The sequence below is a fragment of the Mycobacterium sp. 4D054 genome (assembly GCF_052245755.1).
GTDB lineage: Bacteria > Actinomycetota > Actinomycetes > Mycobacteriales > Mycobacteriaceae > Mycobacterium.
Genome location: NZ_JBQQCF010000011.1, coordinates 1 through 20,773 on the forward strand (window position 1 = coordinate 1; position 20,773 = coordinate 20,773).

Consider the following 20,773-nt stretch of genomic DNA (forward strand, 5'->3'; position numbering starts at 1 on the left):
TTTCACCGGAAGTGCCTTTCTGACCTGGACTGATTAGTGCGTAGAGAACACCAATCTTCCCAGTTCAAAGGGCACTTTCCTCATTCCGACACCCTGCGACCAGCCGATACATCGGTGGATCGAGGCTAAGGCACAGGTTTCGATGCGACCGCCTGCCGTCGGGTTTGTACTGGTCACGCCGCTGCGCCACAGTTCCGCGTGGACATAGACTTTTGCACCGTGACATCATGGTGTCATGCCCGAGATCGCCCAAGAGCCCACCTCACGCACCACCGGCTTGACAGTCCGCCTGCCCGCCGAGCTGGCCGACATGCTGAAGAACTACGCCTTCGTTACCGAGACCTCGGCGAACGAAGTGATCAAGCGCGCCCTCTTCGAGTACCTGAAGGTTCATGGCCGGGCCGAGATGATGGAAGCGGCGTTTAACCGCGTCGTCCGGCAGCACAGCGTCGCGCTGGAGAAGCTGGAGAACATGTGATCATCTACTTGGTCTCCGACGATGTAGCCCTGATCAACCGGCGCTTCGTCGGCCCACACCAGCTCCGTGACTTCGGCCTGCTGGATGCAGCCGTCACGCGACCGCAGATGAGCGCCTACGGCAGCGATGCGTTCCCCACCATCCATGAGAAGGCGGCGGCGCTCCTCATGGGCTGGCCCGCTCACACCCGTTCGTGAACGGCAACAAGCGAACGGCGTGGACGGCCACTGCGATGTTCTACATGCTGAACGGATACAACCTCAACGCCGAGGCTGGCGAGATTGTCGGGCTGTGCGTCGATGTCGCGGAGGGTCAGATTGGAGTCCCAGATATCGCCGCAGTCTTGAAGGCATGGGCAGAAGAGTTTCCCGCTACTGACGAGTGGACTGACCTCTAACGTACCGGTGGTCGAACCACCACTTTTCTATTGCGCTTGTTAAGCAACGCTTTTGGCTCCTCTCAGAGCGCCTCGGCCTCGGCCTCTAGGTGCTCGGCCTGGGCGATGAGAACGGCGTAGCGCGCGGCCTCGGGGCTGTCGAAGGTGCCCAGGCATCGCTTGGGCCGCACCGGGTGTGTGGCTTCCCACCGGCCCTTCTTGCCGCGCGACTCCTTGACGTTGGGATAGGGGCCCCGGCGCGGTGGCGGTGAAGGTGGGACATCGTGTCCCACCTCCGGTGAGACCAGATCCACCGGCACCGAGGTGATCTCGATGGGGCACCGTGCGCACCCGTTGGCGCAGTTGCTCACAGCTCGGCCTCGGCCAGCCAGGCGGCGGGGTCGTCGAGGAAGTCGACCGTGCCGTCAGGGTGCACGATGGCGCGCGTCCACCACCGGCACTCGATGCCGTGCCGCGCGGTCTCAGGAATCGCCGAGGCGGGCAGGGAGACCGGGGCGCCGGCGCGGAAGGCGGCCACCCTCGCCGGGTGCGCGGTGTAGGCCGTGCCGGTAGTGGTGTTGACCACGGTGCCGCCGGTGGCCATCGCCCGGCGTTCACGCTCGGCGAGGTCGGCGTAAAGCCCGGCGCGGGGCACTCGGTGGGCCGCCCGTGCCATCAGGCACGCCGGCGGGTCGCCATGTTCTGCCAACGGGTCTGCGCGGCGCGAACATGCCTCGGGCTCTTGGCCGCACCGAGCCCGAGGCTCACCCGTGCCACCAGATCTACGGCGGCTTTCTCGGTGAGCCGGATCTCGGCTGCGAGCGCCACCACGGTGCGGTGCCGGGGCTCGGGCTTGCGGGTCAGCTCGGTGTCGTAGAGGCGGTGCAGCTCCTCGGCGCGGTCGGCGGCGGCCTGGGCGATGACATGGCGCTCGGCCTCGTCCCATTCCAGCTCTCGGCCCACCTCGGTGCTGGCTGCTTTCTGCGCGGCGTCGAGGTCGGCACGCAGCCGGGCCTCGGCGGTCGGGGCGGTTTTCTTCAGCGTCATGCCGTCCCCACTCCAGTTACCAAGCGCGCACGTTCACGTGGAGGCAACGAGCCCCCTTCGCGCGCATCTTGACATGAGGCAACTTGCTGACACGACAGCACACGATCTTGCGCCACCCTGGTGGAGTGGTTGGCCTCTTCGCCGACCGGGGCGGACGGTCCGGCAGGGGCCCGCGAATCACCGCTCGATGGCGCGGGTGACCAGATCGGCGATCACCCGGCAGTAGCCGGGATCGACAAGCCTGTCGCTGTAGAGGGCGTAGGTGTGCAGCGGCGACGTCAGCAACTGGAGCACGATGGTCGGTCTGACGTCGTCGCGGAGCTCACCGCGTTCGGTGGCCCGCCGGAAGATGATCTCGATCGCCTCGACCCGCAGGTGCCAGAACCGCGCTCGGGTGTCGTAATCGGCGGCCTGAGTTTTTGTGTCGACCACCATCATGCGGGCGATCCGTCGTCCCACGGGCTCATTGACATAGGCGGCGAAGGACAGAGTCAGCTCGGTGAGGTCGCCGCGTAGCGATCCGGTGTCGGGCACCGCGATGATGGTTTCGCTGTAGGAGAGCAGCGCTTCGAGGACGAGTTGGCGTTCGCTGTCCCAGGTCTGATGCAGATAGCGGGTGCTCAGCCCCGACCGGTGCGCCACACCTTCCATGCTGAACCGATCCGCGCCCCACTGCTGAAGTTCAGCTAATGCGGCGTGGATTGCAGCATCACGCTGCGACGCATCGGCGTCGGACACCTGATTCCCCCCGGTATGGCCTGCGTGTCGAGCCTACGAGAACCGCGGCGATCTACCGTCGTTTCGGGAATTTTCGTTGCGCAGGGACAGAACCGACGCGCTACAGGAAACTTCTGCGGGTCTGTGTCAGATCTAGGCGGACTTCAACCTGATTCGCCAGCGCACAAAAGCGAGGTAGGCCACGCTGATCACGATCAGCATGCCCATGTCGAACAGCCATGCGCCGGAACTGTGTTCCCAGTGGCGGTCCTGCGGGGTCAGCGGTCCCGGCACCAACCGGATGAGGTCGATCGTCGACGCCGACGCGGCGAAACCCCATCGCGCGGGGGTGAACCACGACATCTGGTCCAGCACGATCCGGTCGGTCACCGGAATCATGCCGCCGGAGAACACCAGCTGGGACATGATCGCGACCACCAGCAGCGGCATGATCTGCTCGGCGGACTTGGCCAGTGCCGACAACGCCAGACCGACCATCGCGGCGGCCACACAGGTCACTGCGATGTCGGTGAACAGTTCCAGACTTCGGTTGCCGAGCAGTGCGCCGCTTTCCACCGCACCCGCACCCCAGCCCTTGCCTGCGATCGCGATCGCCGTGACGATCGCGGCCTGCACGACGGCGAACGCGGTGAACACCACCACCTTGGCAAGCAGATAGGCCGAGGTCGACAGGCCGACGGCCTGCTCACGCCGGAAGATCGCCCGCTCTCCGATCAATGCCCGGATGGTCAGCGCGGTCCCCATGAAGATCGCGCCGACGTTGAGCATGACCAGGATCTGCCCGGGCTCGTTGGGCGCCTCACCGCCCTCCATGGCGGTCTTCGGCACGCCGAACCCGACGTCGCCGGGTACCGACAGTGACAGCACGCCCATGATGAACGGCAGGAGCATCAGGAAGGCGAAGTAGCCGCGGTCGGAGATCACCAACCGGATCTGGCGCCGCGCGATCGTGGACAGCTGACGGCGCAGGCTGGTACGGGTCGGGTTGCCCAGCTCCGACGGCGTCAACGCCGGCGGCTGCGGGGGCGGGGGCCCGTTCTGGGCGAGATAGCGCTGCGCGGCGGCATCGGGATCGCCGGCGACGGAGCTGAAGATGTCGGCCCAGTTCGTCGTGCCCATCGACGGGCCGATCTGGCTCGGCGGTCCGTAGAACGCGGTCTTGCCGCCGGGGGCCAGCAGCAGCACCTGATCGCACACGTCCAGATAGGTCAGCGAGTGGGTGACGACCAGCACGACGCGGCCGGCGTCGGCGAGCTGGCGCAACATGGTCATGACCTGGCGGTCCAGTGCGGGGTCCAGGCCGGAGGTGGGCTCGTCGAGGATCAGCAGGGACGGACCGGTCAGCAGTTCCAGCGCCACCGACGCGCGCTTGCGCTGGCCGCCGGAAAGCTTGTCGACGCGGGTGTCGAGGTGCTTGGTCATCTCGAGCTCTTCGAGCACCTCGTTGACGACCTGCTCGCGGTCGGCCTTCGTGGTGTCGGGCGGCAGCCGCAGCTCGGCGGCGTACATCAGCGCCTGCCTGACGGTGAGCTGCCCGTGCACGACGTCGTCTTGGGGGACCATGCCGATCCGGGAGCGCAGCGAGGCGTATTCGGCGTGCACGTCGTGCCCTTCGAACGACACCTGGCCTGTGGTCGGGTGCGTGTACCCGGCCACCAGGCGCGCGAAGGTCGACTTGCCGGCGCCGGACGGGCCGATCACCGCGGTCAGTGTGCCCGGACGGGCCGACACCGAGATGTTGTCGAGCAGGGTCTTGTTGTTCTCGATGGTCCACGTGACGCCGTGGACGTCGAGGCCACCGGTGGCGGTCGCGGCGGCGGTTTCGGTGCGGCGGACCAGCGTCCCGTCGCGGAACACCAGGTCGACGTTGCCGATGGTGACGGTGTCGCCTTCGGTGAGCATCGCGCTGTCGACGCGCGAGCCGTTGACGAACGTGCCGTTGATGCTGCGGTTGTCGCGGATCTCGGCTCCGCCGGGCGTCGGCACCAGGGTTGCGTGGTGACGCGAGGCCAGCACGTCGGGGATGACGATGTCGTTGTCGGACGAGCGCCCGATCTTGATCGAGCCGGGCGGCGCCTCCGCGGGCCGGCCGGGCCGCAGGATCTTGAGCATGCTGGTGGCGAGGTTGCCGTCGCCGCCGGACCGGGGCGCCGCAGCCGGCCCCATCACGGTCACCGACTCCATCGCCGGAGACGAGATCGGCTGCGGGGCGGGTCGGGACTGCTGAGGCTGCGGGTGCGACGGCGGCCCGGGTGGCCGGGTCGGGTACGGCCGCTGCACCGGCGGACGCGCGGTAGGAGGCGGAGGTTGCGACGGCCACGTCGTGCTGGGCCTGCCGGTCACCGGGACCGCGACCGTCGGGGGTGGCGAGCCGGCCGAGCCCTGGTGGCGGCCGACCTCGAAGACCAGCAGCGGACCGTCGGGATTGCCGATATGGAGCTGTGCGCCGTCGGTGATCTCGGCCGCGGGAACCCGCCTGCCGTTGACGTACATGCCGTTGAGGCTGCCGTTGTCGATCGCCACCCAGCGGCCCTGGTCGAATCGCAGCACCAGATGGGCCCGCGAGATCAAGGGGTGGGCGATCCGGATGTCGGCCCGCAGGTCCCGGCCGACGACGACGTCGTTGCCGGCCGCGAAGGAGCGTGTGGATCCGTCATACCGAACGGTCAGCGCAGGGGTTGCTGGTCGGCTCACGGAGCCGCTCCGGCGGCGACATTGGACATCGCGCGCAACTCTATCGGGTGGCGGTCATGCCGGTACGTGCCACCTGACGGTGTCGATGATCTGTTGCCGCGCTGTTACCTGCTTGTTCTCTACGGCCAGTGGTGCAAGCCGCCGTGCTGGGCATCCCTCCGGTCCCCGCGCCGTGGCGATCATCGCGACACGCCCGTGATCCGGCGACCTACGCCCTCCGGCATGCATGCACTCAGTGAAGGTACGAAATGCGCTGTGAGAGAGGCGGATAGCGTCACTGTTCCGAGATCGGGAGGGGTCGAAGACGCAAGGTGTGCGCAGCCCCCGTGGCGGCTCGACGAATTCTAGGGATTTCTCTCTATTTTAGGGTGGAGCAATGCCGCGGCCCGCCCGATACACCGTCGACGCCCTTCTCGACGCCGCCGCGCAGCTTCTGGCCCAGGACGGTGTCTCCGCGGTGACGATGTCGGCGGTCGCGCGCAGCGCCGGCGCGCCGAGCGGGTCGGTCTACCACCGCTTCCCGTCGCGCGCGGCGCTGTGCGGCGAATTGTGGGTGCGCACCGAGGAACGGTTCCAGGAGGAGCTGATCGAGGCGTTGTCGGTCGACGGCGATGCCCAGCAGCGCTGCGTGAACGGTGCGCTGCGGATCGTGCAGTGGTGCCGCGAGCATCCCGTCGAGGCCCAGGTTCTGCTCGCCGGGCCCAACGAGCTCGGGCTGGGGGAGTGGCCCGACCCGGTGACGGGCCGTCGGAAACGCTTGCAGCGCAAGCTGCGTAAGGTGCTCTCCGAGCTGCCCGACGACCTCGCGCGCGTCAACGCCGCGATCATGGACGTGCCGGCCGCGATCGTGCGGCGTCACCTGCGGGCGCGTCAGAGCATCCCGGCGAGCGCCGATGCGATCGTCGAGGACTGCGCCCGCGCGCTCATCGCCCCGAGCTGACCGGCTTCTGCGTTCCTGGGGAGCCGGTGCGCACGCAGTAGGTGTGGCTGTAGATCGTCGGCATGCACAGGTTGCAGTGGTCGCAGATCGACGTCACGCTGCTGTCGGCGTGAATCCGGTTGAGCAGATCAGGTTCAGCGAGCAGGGCACGCCCCATCGCGACGAAGTCGAAGCCCTCGGCCATCGCGCGGTCCATCGTCTCGCGGTTGGTGATCCCGCCCAGCAGGATCAGCGGCATCGTCAACTCGTCGCGGAATTTCTTGGCGTCCCGCATCAGGTAGGCCTCGTGGTACGGGTACTCGCGCATGAACTTCTTGCCGGTCATCCGGATGCCCCACGACAGCGGGAGTTTGAAGGCCCGGGAGAACTCCTTGACCGGGGCGCCGCCGCGGAACAGGAACATCGGATTGAGCAGCGAGCTGCCCGCGGTCAGCTCGAGCGCGTCGAGGCCGCCGTCCTCTTCGAGCCACTTCGCGGTCTGCAGAGATTCCTCCAGCGGAATGCCGCCCCGCACACCGTCGGACATGTTCAGTTTCGCGGTGACCGCGATCTGATCACCGACGGCGCGTTTGACGGCCAGCACCACGCCGCGGGCCACCTTGGCGCGGTTCTCCAGCGACCCTCCGAATTCGTCGGTGCGCCGGTTGATCAGCGGGGACAGGAACGAGCTGGCCAGGTAGTTGTGACCCAGGTGGATCTCGACCGCGTCGAACCCGGAGTCGATGGCCAGCCGGGCCGCGTTGGCGTGCGCCTCGGTCACCTCGGCGATGTCCTCACGGGTGGCCTTCTTGGCGAACCGCATCGAGAGCGGATTGAAGAACCGCGCCGGCGCCAGGGCCTGGGCCTTGTTGGTGCGCGAGTTGGCCACCGGTCCGGCGTGGCCGATCTGCGCGCTGATCGCGGCGCCCTCGGCATGAACCGCGTCGGTCAGCCTGCGCAGACCCGGCACCGCCTCGGGCCGCATCCACAGCTGCCACCCGTCGGTCCGCCCGCCCGGTGCGACGGCGCAGTACGCGACCGTGGTCATACCGACCCCACCGGCGGCGGGAAGCCGGTGGTAGGTGATCAAATCCTCGGTGACCAGCGCATCCGGAGTCGAGGCCTCGAACGTCGCGGCCTTGATGATGCGGTTGCGCAGGGTCAGCGGCCCCAGCTTGGCCGGACTGAACACATCGGGTGCGACTGTCATGTCGTCGAGCATGCCACGCCCTTGGGGCGGAACAACACTGCCTGTCAGAATGATGCGCGTGGGTGCAATCACTTTGGACGGCAAGGCCACGCGCGACGAGATCTTTGTCGACCTGAGAGAGCGCGTCGCGGCGTTGACCGCTGCCGGCAGGACGCCGGGCCTCGGGACGGTGCTGGTCGGGGACGACCCCGGGTCGCAGGCCTATGTGCGCGGTAAGCACTCGGACTGCGCCAAGGTGGGCATCAACTCGATCCGGCGCGATCTGCCCGCCGACATCTCGCAGGAGACCCTGCTCGAGACCGTCGACGAGCTCAACGCGAACCCCGACTGCACCGGTTACATCGTGCAACTGCCGCTGCCCAAGCACCTGAACGAGAACGCCGCGCTGGAACGCATCGATCCCGGTAAGGACGCCGACGGCCTGCACCCGACGAACTTGGGCCGGCTGGTGCTCAACGAGCCGGCGGCGCTGCCGTGCACCCCGCGGGGCATCGTGCACCTGTTGCGCCGCTACCAGGTGGAGATCGCCGGCGCCCACGTCGCCGTGATCGGCCGTGGCGTCACAGTCGGCCGCCCGCTGGGTCTGCTGCTCACCCGGCGCTCGGAGAACGCGACGGTCACGCTGTGTCACACCGCAACGCGTCACCTGCCCCAGATCACCCGCGAAGCCGACATCATCATCGCCGCGGCCGGGGTGCCGCACATGGTCACCGCCGAGATGGTCCGGCCCGGCGCCGCCGTCGTCGACGTCGGGGTCAGCCGTGACGAAGCCGGAAAGCTCGTCGGCGACGTACATCCGGACGTGTGGGAAGTGGCCGGGCACGTTTCGCCGAATCCCGGCGGTGTCGGTCCGCTGACGCGGGCCTTCCTGCTGACCAACGTCGTCGAGCGCGCCGAGGCACTCGCCGCCTCGTGACCGTCAGGGAGTTCGCGCGCAAGGTGTTCGCCGGGCAGTGGCCCATTTTGGTGGTGGCGCTGTTGCTGACCGCGGCGTTCGTCCTGGTGGCCGCGGGCTTCTGGCGGCGTGGCGCGCTGGTCATGGCCGTCGGGGTCGCCGTCGCGTCCGGGCTGCGGTTGGCCCTGCCCGACGACCGCGCCGGACTGCTGGCGGTGCGCAGCCGCACGGTGGACTTTGTGACCACCGCCTCGGTCAGCGCTGCGATGCTCTACATCGCGTGGACGATCGATCCGCTCGGCACCAGCTGAGCCGGTGTATCAGGTCGGGCGCCGGAGAATGAATTGCCAGGCCCACGGTATGTACTGCATCGGCCGTTCGAGCGCCCTGGCGATCCATCGGACCTTCTGGGGAATGACCTCGGGCGGATAGTTGAAGTTTCGGACGTGCGCGACGTCGAAACCCGCGCGGCCGGCGGACTGCCTGATGTGTTTCATCGTCACGACGTAGAAGTCATGGTTCCAGTGCACCGGCGAGAGCTTCCAGTAGCGGTGCTGCAGGGTGGTGGGCAGCCAACCCATCAGCGGCAGCCGGCTGTGCGACTCGATCAGGAAGTGCGGGTTCGGGATCTGTCCCACCACGACGCCGCCGGGCTTGAGCACCCGGAAGATTTCCCGCAGGCTCGGGTCGCGTTCGTCCGGGGGGATGTGTTCGAAGACGTTGGCGAAGAGCGCGACATCGAAAGTCGCATCGGGGAATTCGAGCCGGCTCGCCCGCGCGGGGTGCAACACGCAGCCATGGGGCGTGACGAGTTCACCGGGCAGCGTCGGGTCGATGCCGGTCCATTTCGGCACGCGGGTCAACTGCCCCATCTGGTCGGTCAATGCTCCCCGCTGGCAACCGATCTCGATGCCGTAGGCCGCGCCGAGCGCACTGAACTCATCGACCAGGCCGGCCAGGCTCTGGCTGAGAACGGCACCGCGTGTGACCCACTCGTCCTCGGTCTGCAGAACCTGGGACCTGACGAATCGGCGCAGACGCCCCAGGTTCGCCGGAACCTTGGTTTCGTCCTCGCCGGCCATCAACTCCAGTGGCCGCTCAGCCTGCTCCCTGCTCTTCAACATTCATTCCCCCGGCTCTGAGTGCGACAATCCTGACGGTTTTTCGTGGTCACGCGGGCTGCATCCGCTGCAGGATCGAAGCCGGCCTGCCCGGAGAGCTCACGCAGGATTCCCGATGTGTTCGCCGGCGTGGACCCGCCGGCGAACCGACTGCACCATGTGGCCGCTCAGTCCCGACTGATGTCCGCGCAAGACCGTGCGCAGCACCCGGATGCCGTCGCTGATCGAATGAAGGTTGGATTTGCCTGCCCGCCGCGGCAGTTCGAGGCTGGGCACCTCGGCGACCCGTAGGCCGGCCCGCATGGCGTGCACGACCATCTCTGCCTCGATCTCGAAGCCGGTCGCGGACAGGGCGAGCGCATCGAGGTAGCGGCGGTGGAACGCGCAGAACCCGTAGCACAGGTCGGTGAGCTCGGCCCGGTACAGCGTGTTGAAGACGCCGAGCAGGAACCGGTTGCCGAGCCGCCGGAATCTGGTGATGTCGAGAGACCCGCCGCCCGGGATGAAGCGCGACCCCTTCACGAAGTCGTAACCGTTGGCGAGGAAGTGCAGGTAGTGCTTGATCTCGTCGGGGGTCATGCTGCCGTCCGCGTCCATCATCACGATGACGTCGCCGGACGCGGCGAGGAAACCGGTCCTCAGCGCGCTGCCCTTGCCGACACCGTCCTGCGGGACCACCATGATGTCCGGCCGGCAACGCTGGGCGGTGACCAGCGTGGCATCCGTGGACTTGCCGTCGACGAGGATGACCTCATCGACGTCGTCGGCGATCTGTTGCAGAACCCACCCGATGTTGCGCGCCTCATTCTTCACGGGGATCACCAGGCTGACGCTCAATGCCTGGGGAATCGCGCGTTCCTTCTTGCTGCGTGCGTCCAGGCGGACCAGTGGGTCGGTCGCCACTCGCGCCATCAACGGCGCGGAATCCTGCACATACTCGTGGGAAATTCGTTGCTCAGTCATTCAAACCCCCCGGTATACCTACTGCATTTTCAGTGAATGACAGTTAATTAGCTGTTTGTGCGCCGTCGTGTCCCGCAGCACTAGACCGGGCTCACGCTAGCATCGCTATTTGCCGCTTGCAATACAGTTCAAAGGACTTTTGTTCGCCGGCAACCCAGGCTTTAACAGGCGCGTAGTCGCAGGAGTAAATATTCGCTGTAGTGCACTCAGCGATGTTGTGTGATTATGCAAGGAATATTGTTTCGAAGAAAACTTGTGATTCGCGCGTGACCTGCGGGTCTGCAAATTCGAATAGCAGTCGTAACGCCCGAATTCGGGGCCGTCCACCGTGTCGGACGGTGGTGTCCGCCAGCGTGTGCCGCGACGTCCCTGCCAGGTAACTGTGAAGGTGGTGTCCGTGCTGATGACGTGCCGACAGAATTCGCGCGCAATCCCTGCCGGCGGTCAGGTGTGGGACCTCACGGCGCGGTGGTGGATCGCCCCTTTTCGGCTTACGGGCTCAGGGCGGCTCAGGCGAGGGTCGCGCGGATACACACCGTGATGTACGGCAGCGCCAGCCCTGAGCTGTTCGCCAGCGCCGGGTGGGTTGCCAGCAGCTCCCGCACCCGGTCCAGGGTCCGGGCTCGCACCTTCTCCGGCGAGGTGATGCAGTAACTGCGCGAGGCCACCAGGTCGACCAGGGCCTGCGGAGTCAGATAACTCGTCCACTCCACCTCGTGGCGCTCTACATCTCTGAAGGCGGCGGGAAGGTCGACCGTCTGAGCGAAGGGATCGACCTCGTGGCCGATGATGTCGCCGAGATCCTTGACCCAGCCCAACCGCTCGTCACGGTTGTTCCACACCAGTCCGAGGCGCCCGCCCGGCCGCAGTACCCGGGCCACTTCCTTGACGGCGCGTTCCGGGTCGAACCAGTGCCATGCCTGCGCGACCAGCACTGCGTCGACGCTGTCGTCGGGCAGGGGGATCTCTTCGGCGGTGCCGAGCAGGGCAGGGGTGTCGGGCAACGACGTGCTCAGCAGCTCCAGCATCTCCGGGATGGGATCCACAGCCACGACGTCCAAGCCGCGCTCGACCAGTCGGGTGGTCAACTTGCCCGTGCCGGCGCCGAGATCCAGGACTTCCAGACGGTTTGAGCCGCCGTCGGGCAGCAACCAGTCGATGGCCTCCGGCGGGTACGACGGCCGCCCCCGTTCGTAGGCGGCCGCCTCCGCACCGAAGGACAGTGAGCGGCGGTCGGGGGAGCCGTTCACCGTGACGCCAGCTCCAGGGTGCGCCGGATCAGCTTGCCCACCGCGTCGGTCTCCACCAGGAAGCCGTCGTGGCCGAATTCGGAGTCCACGACGTCGAGTCCGTCGCAACCGGGAAGTAGCTCGGCCAGCTCGGTCTGCAGGCGCAGTGGGTAGAGCCTGTCGGTGGTGATCCCGCCCACCACCGCGGGCACCGGGCACCCTTGCAGTGCCGCGGCCACCCCGCCGCGGCCGCGCCCCACGTCATGGCTGGACAACGCGTCGGTCAGCGCAACATAGGTGCCGGCGTCGAAGCGGGCCAACAACTTTCGGCCCTGGTACTCCAGATAGCTCTGCACCGCGTACCGACCGCCGGTGGCGGGATCCTCACCGAGCTGCGGGTCGTTGCCGAACCGTTCGTCGAGCTCGGCCTCGCCGCGGTAGGTCAGGTGGGCGAAGCGCCGCGCGATCTCCAGCCCGGACCCGGGGAAGCGCCCCGTGCCGTGATAGTCGCCGCCGCACCAGTTCGGATCGGCTTTGATCGCCGCCACTTGAGTGCTCTGCGTCCCGATCTGATCGGCGGTGGCGCGGGCGCCGACAGCCAGGATCAGTGCCGAACGCACGCTGTGCGGGTGGGCGATGATCCACTCCAAAGCCCTTGCCCCGCCCATGGATCCGCCGATGACCGCGGCGACATCGGTGATCCCGAGCCGTTCCAGGGCGGCCACGTCGGCAGCCACCTGGTCGCGTACCGAGATCGTCGGGAACCGGGATCCCCAGGGTTTGCCGTCCGGGGCGAGTGAGCTCGGGCCGGTCGAGCCGCGGCAGCCACCCAGCACATTGGTCGAGATCGCGCACCACCGGTCGGTGTCGATCGGGGCGCCCGGTCCTGCGACGCCGTCCCACCAGCCCGGGGTCGGGTGGTCGGGTCCGGCGGGGCCGGTGATGTGCGAATCACCGGTCAGTGCGTGCAGTACGACGACGACGTTGTCCCGATTTGGTGAGAGCTCACCCCACCGTTGCACCGCGATGGAGACGTCGTCGACGACCTCGCCGTTCTCCAGGGTCAGCGAACCGATGTCGACGACGCCGATCTCCCCTTCGGGCGGCAACGCCACACGATCGGTGAGGATGTCCACGATTGTCATCAGAACGACGCCACGGTCTTCGGATCGGCACCGGCTGCGCTGAACGGTTTGGCCGCGGCGAAGCCCTGCTCCAGGTCGGCCAGGATGTCGTCGATGCCCTCGATGCCCACCGCCAGCCGTACCAGACCCGCAGTGACGCCGCTGGCGAGCTGCTCCTCGGAGGACAGCTGCTGATGCGTGGTCGAAGCGGGATGGATCACCAGCGACCGCACGTCGCCGATGTTGGCGACATGGCTGTGCAGGGTGAGCGCGTTGACGAACGCCTTGCCGGCTTCGACGCCGCCGGCCAGTTCGAACGCGAGGACGGCGCCGGTTCCCTTGGGCGCCAGCTTCTTTCCGAGGTCATGCCACGGCGAGGACGGCAGGCCCGCGTAGTTGACCGAGACGACGTCGGGGTGCGCCTCGAGGAACTCGGCCACCCGTTGCGCGTTGGCCACATGACGTTCCATCCGCAGGCTGAGCGTCTCGAGGCCCTGCGCGATCAGGAACGCGTTGAAAGGTGCGGCGGCGCTTCCCAGATCGCGGAGCAACTGCACCCTCGCCTTGAGTGCGTAGGCCGGCGGGCCGAGTTCGGCGAAAACCACGCCGTGGTAGCTCGGGTCGGGTTCGGTGAAGCCGGGGAAGCGGCCGTTGGTCCAGTCGAAGGTGCCGCCGTCGACGATCACGCCCGCGATCGCCGTGCCGTGCCCGCCGAGGTACTTCGTCGCCGAATGCACGACGATGTCGGCGCCGTGGCTCAGCGGTTGGATCAGGTACGGGGTGGCGATGGTGTTGTCGACGATCAGCGGAACCCCGACCTCATGCGCGACACCGGCGACCCCGGGTATGTCGAGGATGTCGATCTGCGGGTTGGAGATCGTCTCGCCGAAGAACGCCTTGGTGTTCGGGCGCGCGGCGGCTCGCCACGAGTCGAGGTCGTCGGGGTTCTCGACGAACGTGACCTCGATGCCCAGCTTGGGCAGCGTGTAGTGGAACAGGTTGTAGGTGCCGCCGTAGAGACGCGGGCTGGAGACGATGTGGTCGCCGTGGTTGGCGATGTTGAGGATCGCAAAGGTCTCCGCGGCCTGCCCGGAGGCCAAAAACAGCGCCGCGACCCCACCCTCAAGCGCGGCGATGCGCTGCTCGACGACGTCCTGCGTCGGGTTCATGATGCGGGTATAGATGTTGCCGGGCTCGGCGAGGCCGAACAGCGCGGCGGCGTGGTCGGTGCTGTCGAAGGTGTAGCTGGTGGTCTGGTAGATCGGCAGCGCCCTGGCGTTGGTTGCGCTGTCGGGGCTCTGACCTGCGTGCACCTGTTTGGTCTCGAACGACCAATGTGCGGTGATGTCGGACAACGTGATGCTCCTCCACGAAACAGGGGGCCCGTTTCACGGCGGACCCGCGCTTGCCTTATAGCCGTGTGCGGCTACTCAACCTGGTCGTCTCCCGGGGCACCCCACCGCGGTTGGAGGGTTGCCGGCCAGCAAGCCGGGGCTTGACGCTGGCGCTCATGACCGTGTCAGAGAGTATCGCACCCGGCTGTGCGGGTGCCACCGCCCGTCGCGGAAGTGGCGAATCAGCCTTCCCGTCGCGGAAGTGGCGAATCAGCCTTCCCGTCGCGGAGCGGCGAAATCAGCCTTCCCGTCGCGGAGCGGCGAAATCAGCCAGTCGTGCGCTCCGGGTCGATCTGCTCGTCGAGGAAGTCGCGGATCAGGTCGGTGATGCGTTCCGGCGCTTCGAACATCGGGATGTGGCCGACGCCGTCGAGTTCGGTGTAGCGGGTGCTCCTGGGCAGGTGTTTGCGGAAGTGGTTCACGAACCGCGGGTGCGGCAGCACGCGGTCCTTCTCGCAGATCACCATGTGCGTCGGGGTCTTGGTGTCGGCGAGCTCCATCAGCCCGGGCAGCAGCAGCGCCTTGACCAGCAGCTGGTAGTAGGCCGCGCAGTGGGTGACGTCATCGATGATGTCGAGGAGGTCGGCGTCGGTGATGCCGTCCGGGGTGGCGCTGACCGGCACGCTGGCCAGCGCGCGCGCACCGGGCAGCCGGGCCGCGCGCGCGCCGAACATCTTGGCGACGATCCACACCGGGCCGCCCATGAGGAACTTGAACACGATCTCGTATTTGGGCAGCGACCACCGGTGCCATCCGCCGGCGGGGGCGATCGCGGTGAGCGAGCGGGCTCGACCGCGGCGCTCGAGTTCGAAGGCCACCCAGCCGCCCAGCGAGTTGCCGACGATGTGTGCGGTGTCCCAGCCCAGTTCGTCCATCCGGCGTTCGACGTCGTCGGCGAGTTCGGCGGTGTCGAGGAAGAACCGCGCCTTCACCCCGCCGTTGTGCCCCGGCATGGTGGGGGCAAGCACCTCGTAGCGGCCGGTCGCCGGTGCCGCCGGGTTGGCCGGGTCGACCCCGGCCAGCTGGGCTGCGACGTTCTTCCACACGTTCTGCGACATCATGAACGGGTGCAGTAGCAGGACAGGCTCCCCTGATCCGAGGTGGATCGGCGCGCGAAGGCTCATAGGGCCCGACGATAAAGGTGATACCGGCGGTACCGCAAGGACGCCGTCGGGACGCGCTCGGTTAAGGTCAGCGGCCGTGACGGGTCCCATCACGCTCAGCACCATCAACGTCAACGGCATCCGCGCCGCGGTCAAGCAGCGCTCCCCGGAGAACCTCGGGCTGCTCGCCTGGTTCAAGGAGACGGCGTCGAACGTGGTGTGTCTGCAGGAGACCCGCGCCGACGACGAGCAGCTGGCCGAGGCGCTGGCCCCCGTGCTGGCCGACGGCTGGCACCTGGCGTCGGCGGCGCCGCACGTGAAGGGCCGCAACGGGGTGGCGGTGCTGTCCCGCACACCCCACGATGACGTTCGGATCGGCTGCGGGGCAGGGGAATTCGCTGCTCACGGCCGCTACATCGAGGTGGACACCGCCGGGGTGACGCTGGCCAGCGTGTACGTGCCGACCGGTGAGGCCGAAACGGACCGCCAGCTGGAGAAGGAACGGTTCATGGCCGCGGTGGCCGAGCGGATGTCGGTGCTGCTGGCGGAGTCGGCCCGCCCCGGTCGGCAGGCGGTGCTGTCGGGCGACTGGAACATCGCCCACACCGAGAACGACATCAAGAACTGGAAGGGCAACGTCAAGAAGGCGGGATTCCTGCCGCAGGAACGCCAGTGGCTCAGCGATCTGTTGTCAGCCGGCTGGGTGGATGTGGTGCGGCGGGCCCACCCCGATGTCGCGGGTCCCTATGCGTGGTGGTCGTGGCGCGGCAAGGCGTTCGACAACGACGCGGGGTGGCGTATCGACTACCAGCTGGCCAGCCCGGGCCTGGCCGAGCGCGTCACGTCCGTCGTCACTGAACGCCCCGCCGCGTACGCGCTGCGGTGGTCCGACCACTGCCCGGTGACGGTCTGCTACGGGTGATTCCGCTCAGCAACCGGTCCGATTCGGCTCGGGGAGGGCGCCCTCGAGCGCGGTGCGGACCACGTCGTGGACCCGCGGATCCCACGTCAGCCCCGTCTCCCACGGCAGGCCGGCCTCGTTCGAGACGTAGATGCTGTGGGTGTCGTCGAACGTGAAGCAGCGCCGCTGGGGAAGCACGCGGTCGCTGACGTCGACGGCCAGCGCGCTGGATGCCGCCACGATGCCGTCGTTCGGCCAGACCCTGGGGTTGACCGGCCCGGGCCGGGTGAACCGGTCACCGGCGATCAGCGTCACCGGGATGTCGTCGAGCACGCCGGCCTGGAACTCGTTCCAGCCGTTGGGTCCCATCAGATAGCGCTGGTTGACTTCGCGGCCGGAGCCGGTCATGAGCCCATCCACCTCGGCCTTCATACCGTCCATGGCGGATTCGCAGAACGCGTCGCCGAGGCAGTCCGACCTGGGTGTGATGCCGTTGGCGTAATCGGACAGGTAGGACCCCTGCCACGGGGTGCCGATGGTGGTCAGCGACCTGATGCGCAGCGCAGACCCGGTGTGCTGCAGCACCCGGAAGGCTGCCCGCGAATACAGCCCGCCCATGGAATGACCGACCACGTCCAGTTCCCGGACGCCGTACTCGTCGTGCAGATGGGTCAGAAACCGCGCCAGATGCTCACCGGCGAGGTCGATGCTGCCGGTCGAGTCGACGGTCATCACGTCTGGCAGGGTGACGGCGCAGTCGCCGAATGCCCCGAACCCGGCCTGATCGACTACCGGCCCGCGGCCGGTAGTCGCCGGGGACGTGAAGACCCGGTAGCCGTGGCCCAGCAGGTACTCACGCAGTGCGGTGTCGGTGTTACCGGCTGCCAGCCCGGATGTGCAGGCCCGTTCCGGGGTGGTGAACGGGCTCACCGCGGCGCCGCCGGACACGATCACCACCGCACGTCCGTCGGGGTGCGGTGCGCTGTGGGCGCTGCCGGCGCCCAGCAGCGCCGCGATCAGCAAGACCGCGACGGTGACTGCCAACGTGCGCACTGACTCTCCTGACGACGGCGTGAATGTGTGCCGGATGGTAGCGGGGCGGCACGGGTAAACCCGGGAGGCCGGTTCTGAGAAGATGGGTGTCACCATGAGCAACACAGCCAGGCCCGTCGTTTTCTCGGGCGCGCAACCCACGTCTGACTCCCTGCATCTGGGCAACGCGCTGGGCGCGGTCAGCCAGTGGGTGAGCCTGCAGGACGGCAACGACGCGTACTTCTGTGTCGTCGACCTGCATGCGATCACCGTCGCGCAGGACCCGCAGACGTTGCGGCGCCGCACGCTGGCCACCGCGGCCCAGTACCTCGCGCTCGGCGTGGACCCGCAGCGGGCGACCGTGTTCGTGCAGAGCCATGTCCCCACGCACTCCGAATTGGCGTGGGTGCTGGGCTGTTTCACCGGTTTCGGGCAGGCGGCGCGGATGACTCAGTTCAAGGACAAATCGCAGAAGCAGGGCGCCGACTCGACCACTGTCGGACTGTTCACCTATCCGGTGCTGATGGCCGCCGACGTGCTGCTCTACGACACCCAGCTGGTGCCGGTCGGCGAGGATCAGCGTCAGCACCTCGAGCTCGCCCGCGACCTCGCGCAGCGGATCAACGCCCGGTTCCCGGACACGTTCGTCGTACCCGAGGCGATGATCCCGAAGGCCACCGCCAAGATCTACGACCTGCAGGATCCGACGGCCAAGATGAGCAAGTCGGCCGACAGCGACGCCGGGCTGATCAGCCTGCTCGACGATCCGGCCAAGACCGCCAAGAAGATTCGGTCGGCCGTCACCGACAGCGAGCGCGAGATCCGGTTCGACCGCGAAGCCAAACCGGGGGTGTCCAACCTGCTGACCATCCAGTCCGCGGTGACGGGCGCGGACATCGACAAGCTCGTCGACGGGTACGCCGGCCGCGGGTACGGCGACCTGAAGAAGGAGACCGCCGAGGCGGTCGTCGAATTCGTCACGCCGATCAAGAACCGGGTCGACGAGTTGCTCACCGATCCCGCGGAGCTGGAGAGCGTGCTCGCCAAGGGCGCCGAGCGGGCCCGTGAGGTGTCTGGACAGACGCTGCGCCGGGTATACAACCGGCTAGGGTTCCTGGCAGCTCGCTAATCGACGAGGGGGTCGGATGACAGTGCAGCCCGTGCCGGCCGACTCCGAGGAGAAGAAGCCCGGGCTCCTGGACCGGTGGCGTGCGCGGATGCCCTGGTTCGACCATGTGATGCGCGCCCAGCAGCGCTACAACGACTCCAAGGGTGACTTCTTCGCGGCGGGCATCACCTATTTCACGATCTTCGCGCTGTTCCCGCTGCTGATGCTCGGTTTCTCGATCGGCGGGTTCGTGCTGGCCAACCAACCCGAGTTACTCGCGGTGGTGGAGGATCGCATCCGCTCGTCTGTCAGCGGGAACCTCGGTCAGCAGCTCATCGAGCTGATGGACTCGGCGATCGAGTCGCGCGGCACCGTCGGAGTCATCGGTCTGGCGACGGCGGCATGGGCCGGGCTGGGATGGATGGCCAACCTGCGGGAGGCGCTCAGCCAGATGTGGGGGCTGTACCGCGACGAGCGGCCCGGCTTCCTCAAGACCAAGCTGTCGGATCTGGTGGCATTGCTGACCACGTTCGCCGCGATCATCGTCACGCTCGCGCTGACAGCACTGGGCAACACCTCGGTGATGGCCGACGTGCTGGACCGGCTCGGAATCGAGGACGCCCCGGGCCTGAACCTGATGCTGCGCATCGCCTCCATCGTCGTGGCGGTGCTGGTCTCGTGGATGTTGTTCACCTACATGATCTTCCGGTTGCCGCGCGAGTCGGTGAGCTTTCGCAGCAGTGTCCGGGCCGGGTTGATCGCGGCCGTGGCGTTCGAGATCTTCAAGTTCTTCGCGACGGTGTATCTGCAGCGGGTGCTCACCGGCCCCGCCGGTGCGACGTTCGGACCGGTGCTGGGCCTGATGGTGTTCGCCTACATCGTGTCCCGGCTCATCCTGTTCGCCACCGCGTGGGCGGCGACGATGCCCGAGAACATGACCGAGGAGCCGGTACCCGCCCCGGGGCCCGCGGTCATCAACAACCGGATCCTCGAGCGCCCGAATCTGCCGGTGTGGCAGGCGGCAGCCGCGGCTGCCATGGGAGCCCTTGGCGCGCTGGTTCTTTCGCGCCGGCTTAAGCCTTAACGGGCGGGCCGGCGGTTCACCGCGCGTGCGGCCATGATCAAGCTGAGCACGATGACCGCGCCGATCACCCCGACGCCGACCCGCACGGGCATCGCGTCGACGTCGGGCAGCACCGCGTTGGCGTTGGCGGTCGTGGCGGTGGCGGGATCGGGCCGGATCACGCCGAGCGACGGGTCCGGTTCGATGAGCGTGCCGACCTTGGTGCCCGCAGCGACGGCGAAGCCGTAGTCGAGCAACCGGGCCGCCTGCTCCCACGGCGCAATCGGCTGCCGGGTGCCGCGCAGCAGCACCGCCACCAGTCGACGGCCGTCGCGGGTGGCGGCGCCGACGAACGTCTGGCCGGCGTCATCGGTGTAACCGGTCTTGCCGCCGAGGGCGCCCGGGTAGTTCGCCAGCAGCTTGTTGTCGTTTTCGATGGGGTAGCCGGCGCCGTCGCGGCCGGGGAAGGTCGATGAGCGGGTGGCCACGATGTCGCTGAACACCGGGTTGCTCCAGGCGTACCGGTAGAACAGCCCCATGTCGTAGGCGGAGGTGCTCATGCCGGGGCCGTCCAGCCCGGACGGGGTGGCCACCCGGGTGTCGCGCGCGCCGAGCTTGTTCGCCAGCGCGTTGAGCTTGGTCAGGGTGGTCTCCATGCCGCCCATCTGCATGGCCAGCGCGTGCGCGGCGTCGTTGCCCGAGTACATCAGCAGTCCGTGCAGCAGGTCGTTGATCGAGTAGAACCCGCCCGGACCGACGCCCACCTTGGTGCCTTCCTGGGCCGCGTCCTCTTCGGTGCCCGGGACGACCTTGTGCAGCGGCAGGTCGTTGATGGCCTGCATCGCGGTCAGCACCTTGATGACGCTGGCGGGCCGGTGCCGGCCGTGCGGGTCGCGGGCGGCGATGACGTCACCGGTGTCGAGATCGGCGACCAGCCACGCCTCGGCGGAGACGTCGCCGGGCACCGGCGGAGATCCGGGGGCGGTGATCACACCGCACCCGGACAGCGCGTCGCCGCCCATGGGTTTGGCCGGCACCGGCAGCGGGCCGGGCGTCGGGTCGCCGGGTTTGGGAACCTCGGACGCATCCACCGCCGGTGGCGTCGTCTCCCGGTACGGACAGACGTTCACCTCAGGTGCCGGCTGCGCGGCCGCGAGGGGCGCCAGCGTCAGCATCGCAACGCTGACCAGCGCAGATGCCCGCGTCAGGACTGTCCGTAGAGTCGCCATCGTCTGGGCAGATTAGGCGATCGGGCAGGTCGTAGCCGGGAGCCACGCGGTGACGGATGTGGTTGGAGTTTCAGATGTGACTCGCCGGGGTAGGGGTCGTCCGCCGCGGAACTAGGCTGGTGCCACCTCGGAAACCGCGCGAAGGGCGG

The 20,773-nt window shown here is 67.8% G+C and carries 23 protein-coding genes and 1 riboswitch; of the genes, 9 read left to right on the forward strand and 14 right to left on the reverse strand.

Features of this window, described 5'->3' with window-relative positions; genetic code table 11:
* The first annotated feature begins 235 nt into the window (after positions 1-235).
* From ACTWP6_RS10425 to ACTWP6_RS10435, 3 genes are read left to right on the forward strand one after another with little or no spacing between them, the layout of a single operon-like run.
* Entirely contained in the window at positions 236-478 is a 243-nt protein-coding gene (locus ACTWP6_RS10425) for a ribbon-helix-helix domain-containing protein (RefSeq protein WP_260757517.1), read from the forward strand.
* On the forward strand, positions 475-675 hold the full coding sequence (locus ACTWP6_RS10430; protein ID WP_443187592.1) for a hypothetical protein: 201 nt from the start codon (positions 475-477) through the stop codon (positions 673-675). The genes ACTWP6_RS10425 and ACTWP6_RS10430 overlap by 4 nt, the downstream gene beginning before the upstream one ends.
* Positions 672-875, forward strand: a complete 204-nt coding sequence (locus ACTWP6_RS10435; protein WP_443187593.1) for a hypothetical protein — start codon at positions 672-674, stop codon at positions 873-875. The genes ACTWP6_RS10430 and ACTWP6_RS10435 overlap by 4 nt, the downstream gene beginning before the upstream one ends.
* A gap of 62 nt (positions 876-937) precedes the next feature.
* Here the strand turns inward: ACTWP6_RS10435 and ACTWP6_RS10440 are convergent, their stop codons facing one another.
* From ACTWP6_RS10440 to ACTWP6_RS10460, 5 genes are all read right to left on the reverse strand, one after another.
* Positions 938-1,225 (reverse strand): hypothetical protein, encoded by a 288-nt coding sequence (locus ACTWP6_RS10440; protein ID WP_443187594.1) that lies wholly within the window; start codon positions 1,223-1,225, stop codon positions 938-940.
* A complete protein-coding gene (locus ACTWP6_RS10445; protein ID WP_260757522.1) occupies positions 1,222-1,530 on the reverse strand; it encodes a hypothetical protein in 309 nt (102 codons plus the stop codon). Before ACTWP6_RS10445 ends, ACTWP6_RS10440 begins: the two co-directional genes overlap by 4 nt.
* A complete protein-coding gene (locus tag ACTWP6_RS10450) occupies positions 1,530-1,901 on the reverse strand; it encodes a hypothetical protein (protein ID WP_443187595.1) in 372 nt (123 codons plus the stop codon). Before ACTWP6_RS10450 ends, ACTWP6_RS10445 begins: the two co-directional genes overlap by 1 nt.
* 177 nt (positions 1,902-2,078) lie before the next feature.
* Positions 2,079-2,639, reverse strand: a complete 561-nt coding sequence (locus ACTWP6_RS10455; protein ID WP_443187596.1) for a TetR-like C-terminal domain-containing protein — start codon at positions 2,637-2,639, stop codon at positions 2,079-2,081.
* A gap of 132 nt (positions 2,640-2,771) precedes the next feature.
* Positions 2,772-5,333, reverse strand: a complete 2,562-nt coding sequence (locus ACTWP6_RS10460; RefSeq protein ID WP_260757526.1) for an FHA domain-containing protein — start codon at positions 5,331-5,333, stop codon at positions 2,772-2,774.
* A gap of 376 nt (positions 5,334-5,709) precedes the next feature.
* Here ACTWP6_RS10460 and ACTWP6_RS10465 point away from each other — a divergent pair, with 376 nt between their 5' ends.
* Positions 5,710-6,273, forward strand: a complete 564-nt coding sequence (locus ACTWP6_RS10465; protein ID WP_443187597.1) for a TetR/AcrR family transcriptional regulator — start codon at positions 5,710-5,712, stop codon at positions 6,271-6,273.
* Here ACTWP6_RS10465 and ACTWP6_RS10470 read toward each other — a convergent pair.
* Positions 6,257-7,462, reverse strand: coding sequence for an NADH:flavin oxidoreductase (locus ACTWP6_RS10470; protein WP_443187598.1), 1,206 nt, complete (start codon positions 7,460-7,462; stop codon positions 6,257-6,259). The genes ACTWP6_RS10465 and ACTWP6_RS10470 overlap by 17 nt on opposite strands.
* 58 nt (positions 7,463-7,520) lie before the next feature.
* On the opposite strand from ACTWP6_RS10470, the gene ACTWP6_RS10475 reads away from it, so the two are divergent.
* Together ACTWP6_RS10475 and ACTWP6_RS10480 are read left to right on the forward strand one after the other, a co-directional pair.
* Entirely contained in the window at positions 7,521-8,378 is an 858-nt protein-coding gene (locus ACTWP6_RS10475; protein WP_443187599.1) for a bifunctional methylenetetrahydrofolate dehydrogenase/methenyltetrahydrofolate cyclohydrolase, read from the forward strand.
* The gene (locus tag ACTWP6_RS10480; protein ID WP_443187600.1) at positions 8,375-8,668 is read left to right on the forward strand and encodes a DUF3017 domain-containing protein; all 294 of its coding nucleotides are present in this window, start codon (positions 8,375-8,377) and stop codon (positions 8,666-8,668) included. The genes ACTWP6_RS10475 and ACTWP6_RS10480 overlap by 4 nt, the downstream gene beginning before the upstream one ends.
* A 9-nt stretch (positions 8,669-8,677) precedes the next feature.
* On the opposite strand, the gene ACTWP6_RS10485 is transcribed toward ACTWP6_RS10480, so the two are convergent.
* The 6 genes from ACTWP6_RS10485 to ACTWP6_RS10510 all read right to left on the reverse strand — a co-directional run bounded on the left by ACTWP6_RS10485 (position 8,678) and on the right by ACTWP6_RS10510 (position 15,312).
* A complete protein-coding gene (locus ACTWP6_RS10485) occupies positions 8,678-9,481 on the reverse strand; it encodes a class I SAM-dependent methyltransferase (protein WP_443187601.1) in 804 nt (267 codons plus the stop codon).
* 96 nt (positions 9,482-9,577) lie between these two features.
* Positions 9,578-10,441, reverse strand: a complete 864-nt coding sequence (locus ACTWP6_RS10490) for a glycosyltransferase family 2 protein (RefSeq protein WP_443187602.1) — start codon at positions 10,439-10,441, stop codon at positions 9,578-9,580.
* 509 nt (positions 10,442-10,950) lie between these two features.
* Positions 10,951-11,691: a class I SAM-dependent methyltransferase gene (locus ACTWP6_RS10495; protein WP_443187603.1), complete on the reverse strand. Its 741-nt coding sequence runs from the start codon at positions 11,689-11,691 to the stop codon at positions 10,951-10,953.
* Complete coding sequence (gene metX, locus ACTWP6_RS10500) at positions 11,688-12,815, reverse strand: homoserine O-acetyltransferase MetX (RefSeq protein ID WP_443187604.1); 1,128 nt, start codon at positions 12,813-12,815, stop codon at positions 11,688-11,690. The genes ACTWP6_RS10495 and metX overlap by 4 nt, the downstream gene beginning before the upstream one ends.
* Positions 12,815-14,155 (reverse strand): bifunctional o-acetylhomoserine/o-acetylserine sulfhydrylase, encoded by a 1,341-nt coding sequence (locus ACTWP6_RS10505; RefSeq protein WP_260757972.1) that lies wholly within the window; start codon positions 14,153-14,155, stop codon positions 12,815-12,817. Before ACTWP6_RS10505 ends, metX begins: the two co-directional genes overlap by 1 nt.
* A 35-nt stretch (positions 14,156-14,190) precedes the next feature.
* A riboswitch (SAM riboswitch) is annotated at positions 14,191-14,310 on the reverse strand.
* A gap of 144 nt (positions 14,311-14,454) precedes the next feature.
* Complete coding sequence (locus tag ACTWP6_RS10510) at positions 14,455-15,312, reverse strand: alpha/beta fold hydrolase (RefSeq protein WP_443187605.1); 858 nt, start codon at positions 15,310-15,312, stop codon at positions 14,455-14,457.
* A gap of 88 nt (positions 15,313-15,400) precedes the next feature.
* On the opposite strand from ACTWP6_RS10510, the gene ACTWP6_RS10515 reads away from it, so the two are divergent.
* Complete coding sequence (locus tag ACTWP6_RS10515; RefSeq protein ID WP_443187671.1) at positions 15,401-16,213, forward strand: exodeoxyribonuclease III; 813 nt, start codon at positions 15,401-15,403, stop codon at positions 16,211-16,213.
* 6 nt (positions 16,214-16,219) lie between these two features.
* Here the strand turns inward: ACTWP6_RS10515 and ACTWP6_RS10520 are convergent, their stop codons facing one another.
* Positions 16,220-17,245 (reverse strand): lipase family alpha/beta hydrolase, encoded by a 1,026-nt coding sequence (locus ACTWP6_RS10520; protein ID WP_443187606.1) that lies wholly within the window; start codon positions 17,243-17,245, stop codon positions 16,220-16,222.
* A gap of 94 nt (positions 17,246-17,339) precedes the next feature.
* On the opposite strand from ACTWP6_RS10520, the gene trpS reads away from it, so the two are divergent.
* Positions 17,340-18,353: a tryptophan--tRNA ligase gene (gene trpS, locus ACTWP6_RS10525; RefSeq protein ID WP_443187607.1), complete on the forward strand. Its 1,014-nt coding sequence runs from the start codon at positions 17,340-17,342 to the stop codon at positions 18,351-18,353.
* A 16-nt stretch (positions 18,354-18,369) separates the two neighbouring features.
* Positions 18,370-19,416 carry an inner membrane protein YhjD gene (gene yhjD, locus ACTWP6_RS10530; RefSeq protein ID WP_443187608.1) on the forward strand — a complete coding sequence of 349 codons (1,047 nt, stop codon included), beginning with the start codon at positions 18,370-18,372 and terminating at the stop codon, positions 19,414-19,416.
* On the opposite strand, the gene ACTWP6_RS10535 is transcribed toward yhjD, so the two are convergent.
* Positions 19,413-20,570: a D-alanyl-D-alanine carboxypeptidase family protein gene (locus tag ACTWP6_RS10535; protein WP_443187672.1), complete on the reverse strand. Its 1,158-nt coding sequence runs from the start codon at positions 20,568-20,570 to the stop codon at positions 19,413-19,415. The two genes, yhjD and ACTWP6_RS10535, sit on opposite strands and share 4 nt — an antisense overlap.
* Positions 20,571-20,773 lie beyond the last annotated feature (203 nt).

Excerpts from the sequence above, each read along its gene's own strand:
- ACTWP6_RS10535 (WP_443187672.1), bottom strand. The coding sequence starts at position 20,570 with ATGCTGACGCTGGCGCCCCTCGCGGCCGCGCAGCCGGCACCTGAGGTG.
- ACTWP6_RS10425 (WP_260757517.1), top strand. The coding sequence starts at position 236 with ATGCCCGAGATCGCCCAAGAGCCCACCTCACGCACCACCGGCTTGACA.
- trpS (WP_443187607.1), top strand. The coding sequence starts at position 17,340 with ATGAGCAACACAGCCAGGCCCGTCGTTTTCTCGGGCGCGCAACCCACG.
- ACTWP6_RS10470 (WP_443187598.1), bottom strand. The coding sequence starts at position 7,462 with ATGACAGTCGCACCCGATGTGTTCAGTCCGGCCAAGCTGGGGCCGCTG.
- ACTWP6_RS10465 (WP_443187597.1), top strand. The coding sequence starts at position 5,710 with ATGCCGCGGCCCGCCCGATACACCGTCGACGCCCTTCTCGACGCCGCC.
- ACTWP6_RS10450 (WP_443187595.1), bottom strand. The coding sequence starts at position 1,901 with ATGACGCTGAAGAAAACCGCCCCGACCGCCGAGGCCCGGCTGCGTGCC.
- ACTWP6_RS10485 (WP_443187601.1), bottom strand. The coding sequence starts at position 9,481 with ATGTTGAAGAGCAGGGAGCAGGCTGAGCGGCCACTGGAGTTGATGGCC.
- ACTWP6_RS10510 (WP_443187605.1), bottom strand. The coding sequence starts at position 15,312 with ATGAGCCTTCGCGCGCCGATCCACCTCGGATCAGGGGAGCCTGTCCTG.
- ACTWP6_RS10490 (WP_443187602.1), bottom strand. The coding sequence starts at position 10,441 with ATGACTGAGCAACGAATTTCCCACGAGTATGTGCAGGATTCCGCGCCG.
- ACTWP6_RS10445 (WP_260757522.1), bottom strand. The coding sequence starts at position 1,530 with ATGGCACGGGCGGCCCACCGAGTGCCCCGCGCCGGGCTTTACGCCGAC.
- yhjD (WP_443187608.1), top strand. The coding sequence starts at position 18,370 with ATGACAGTGCAGCCCGTGCCGGCCGACTCCGAGGAGAAGAAGCCCGGG.
- metX (WP_443187604.1), bottom strand. The coding sequence starts at position 12,815 with ATGACAATCGTGGACATCCTCACCGATCGTGTGGCGTTGCCGCCCGAA.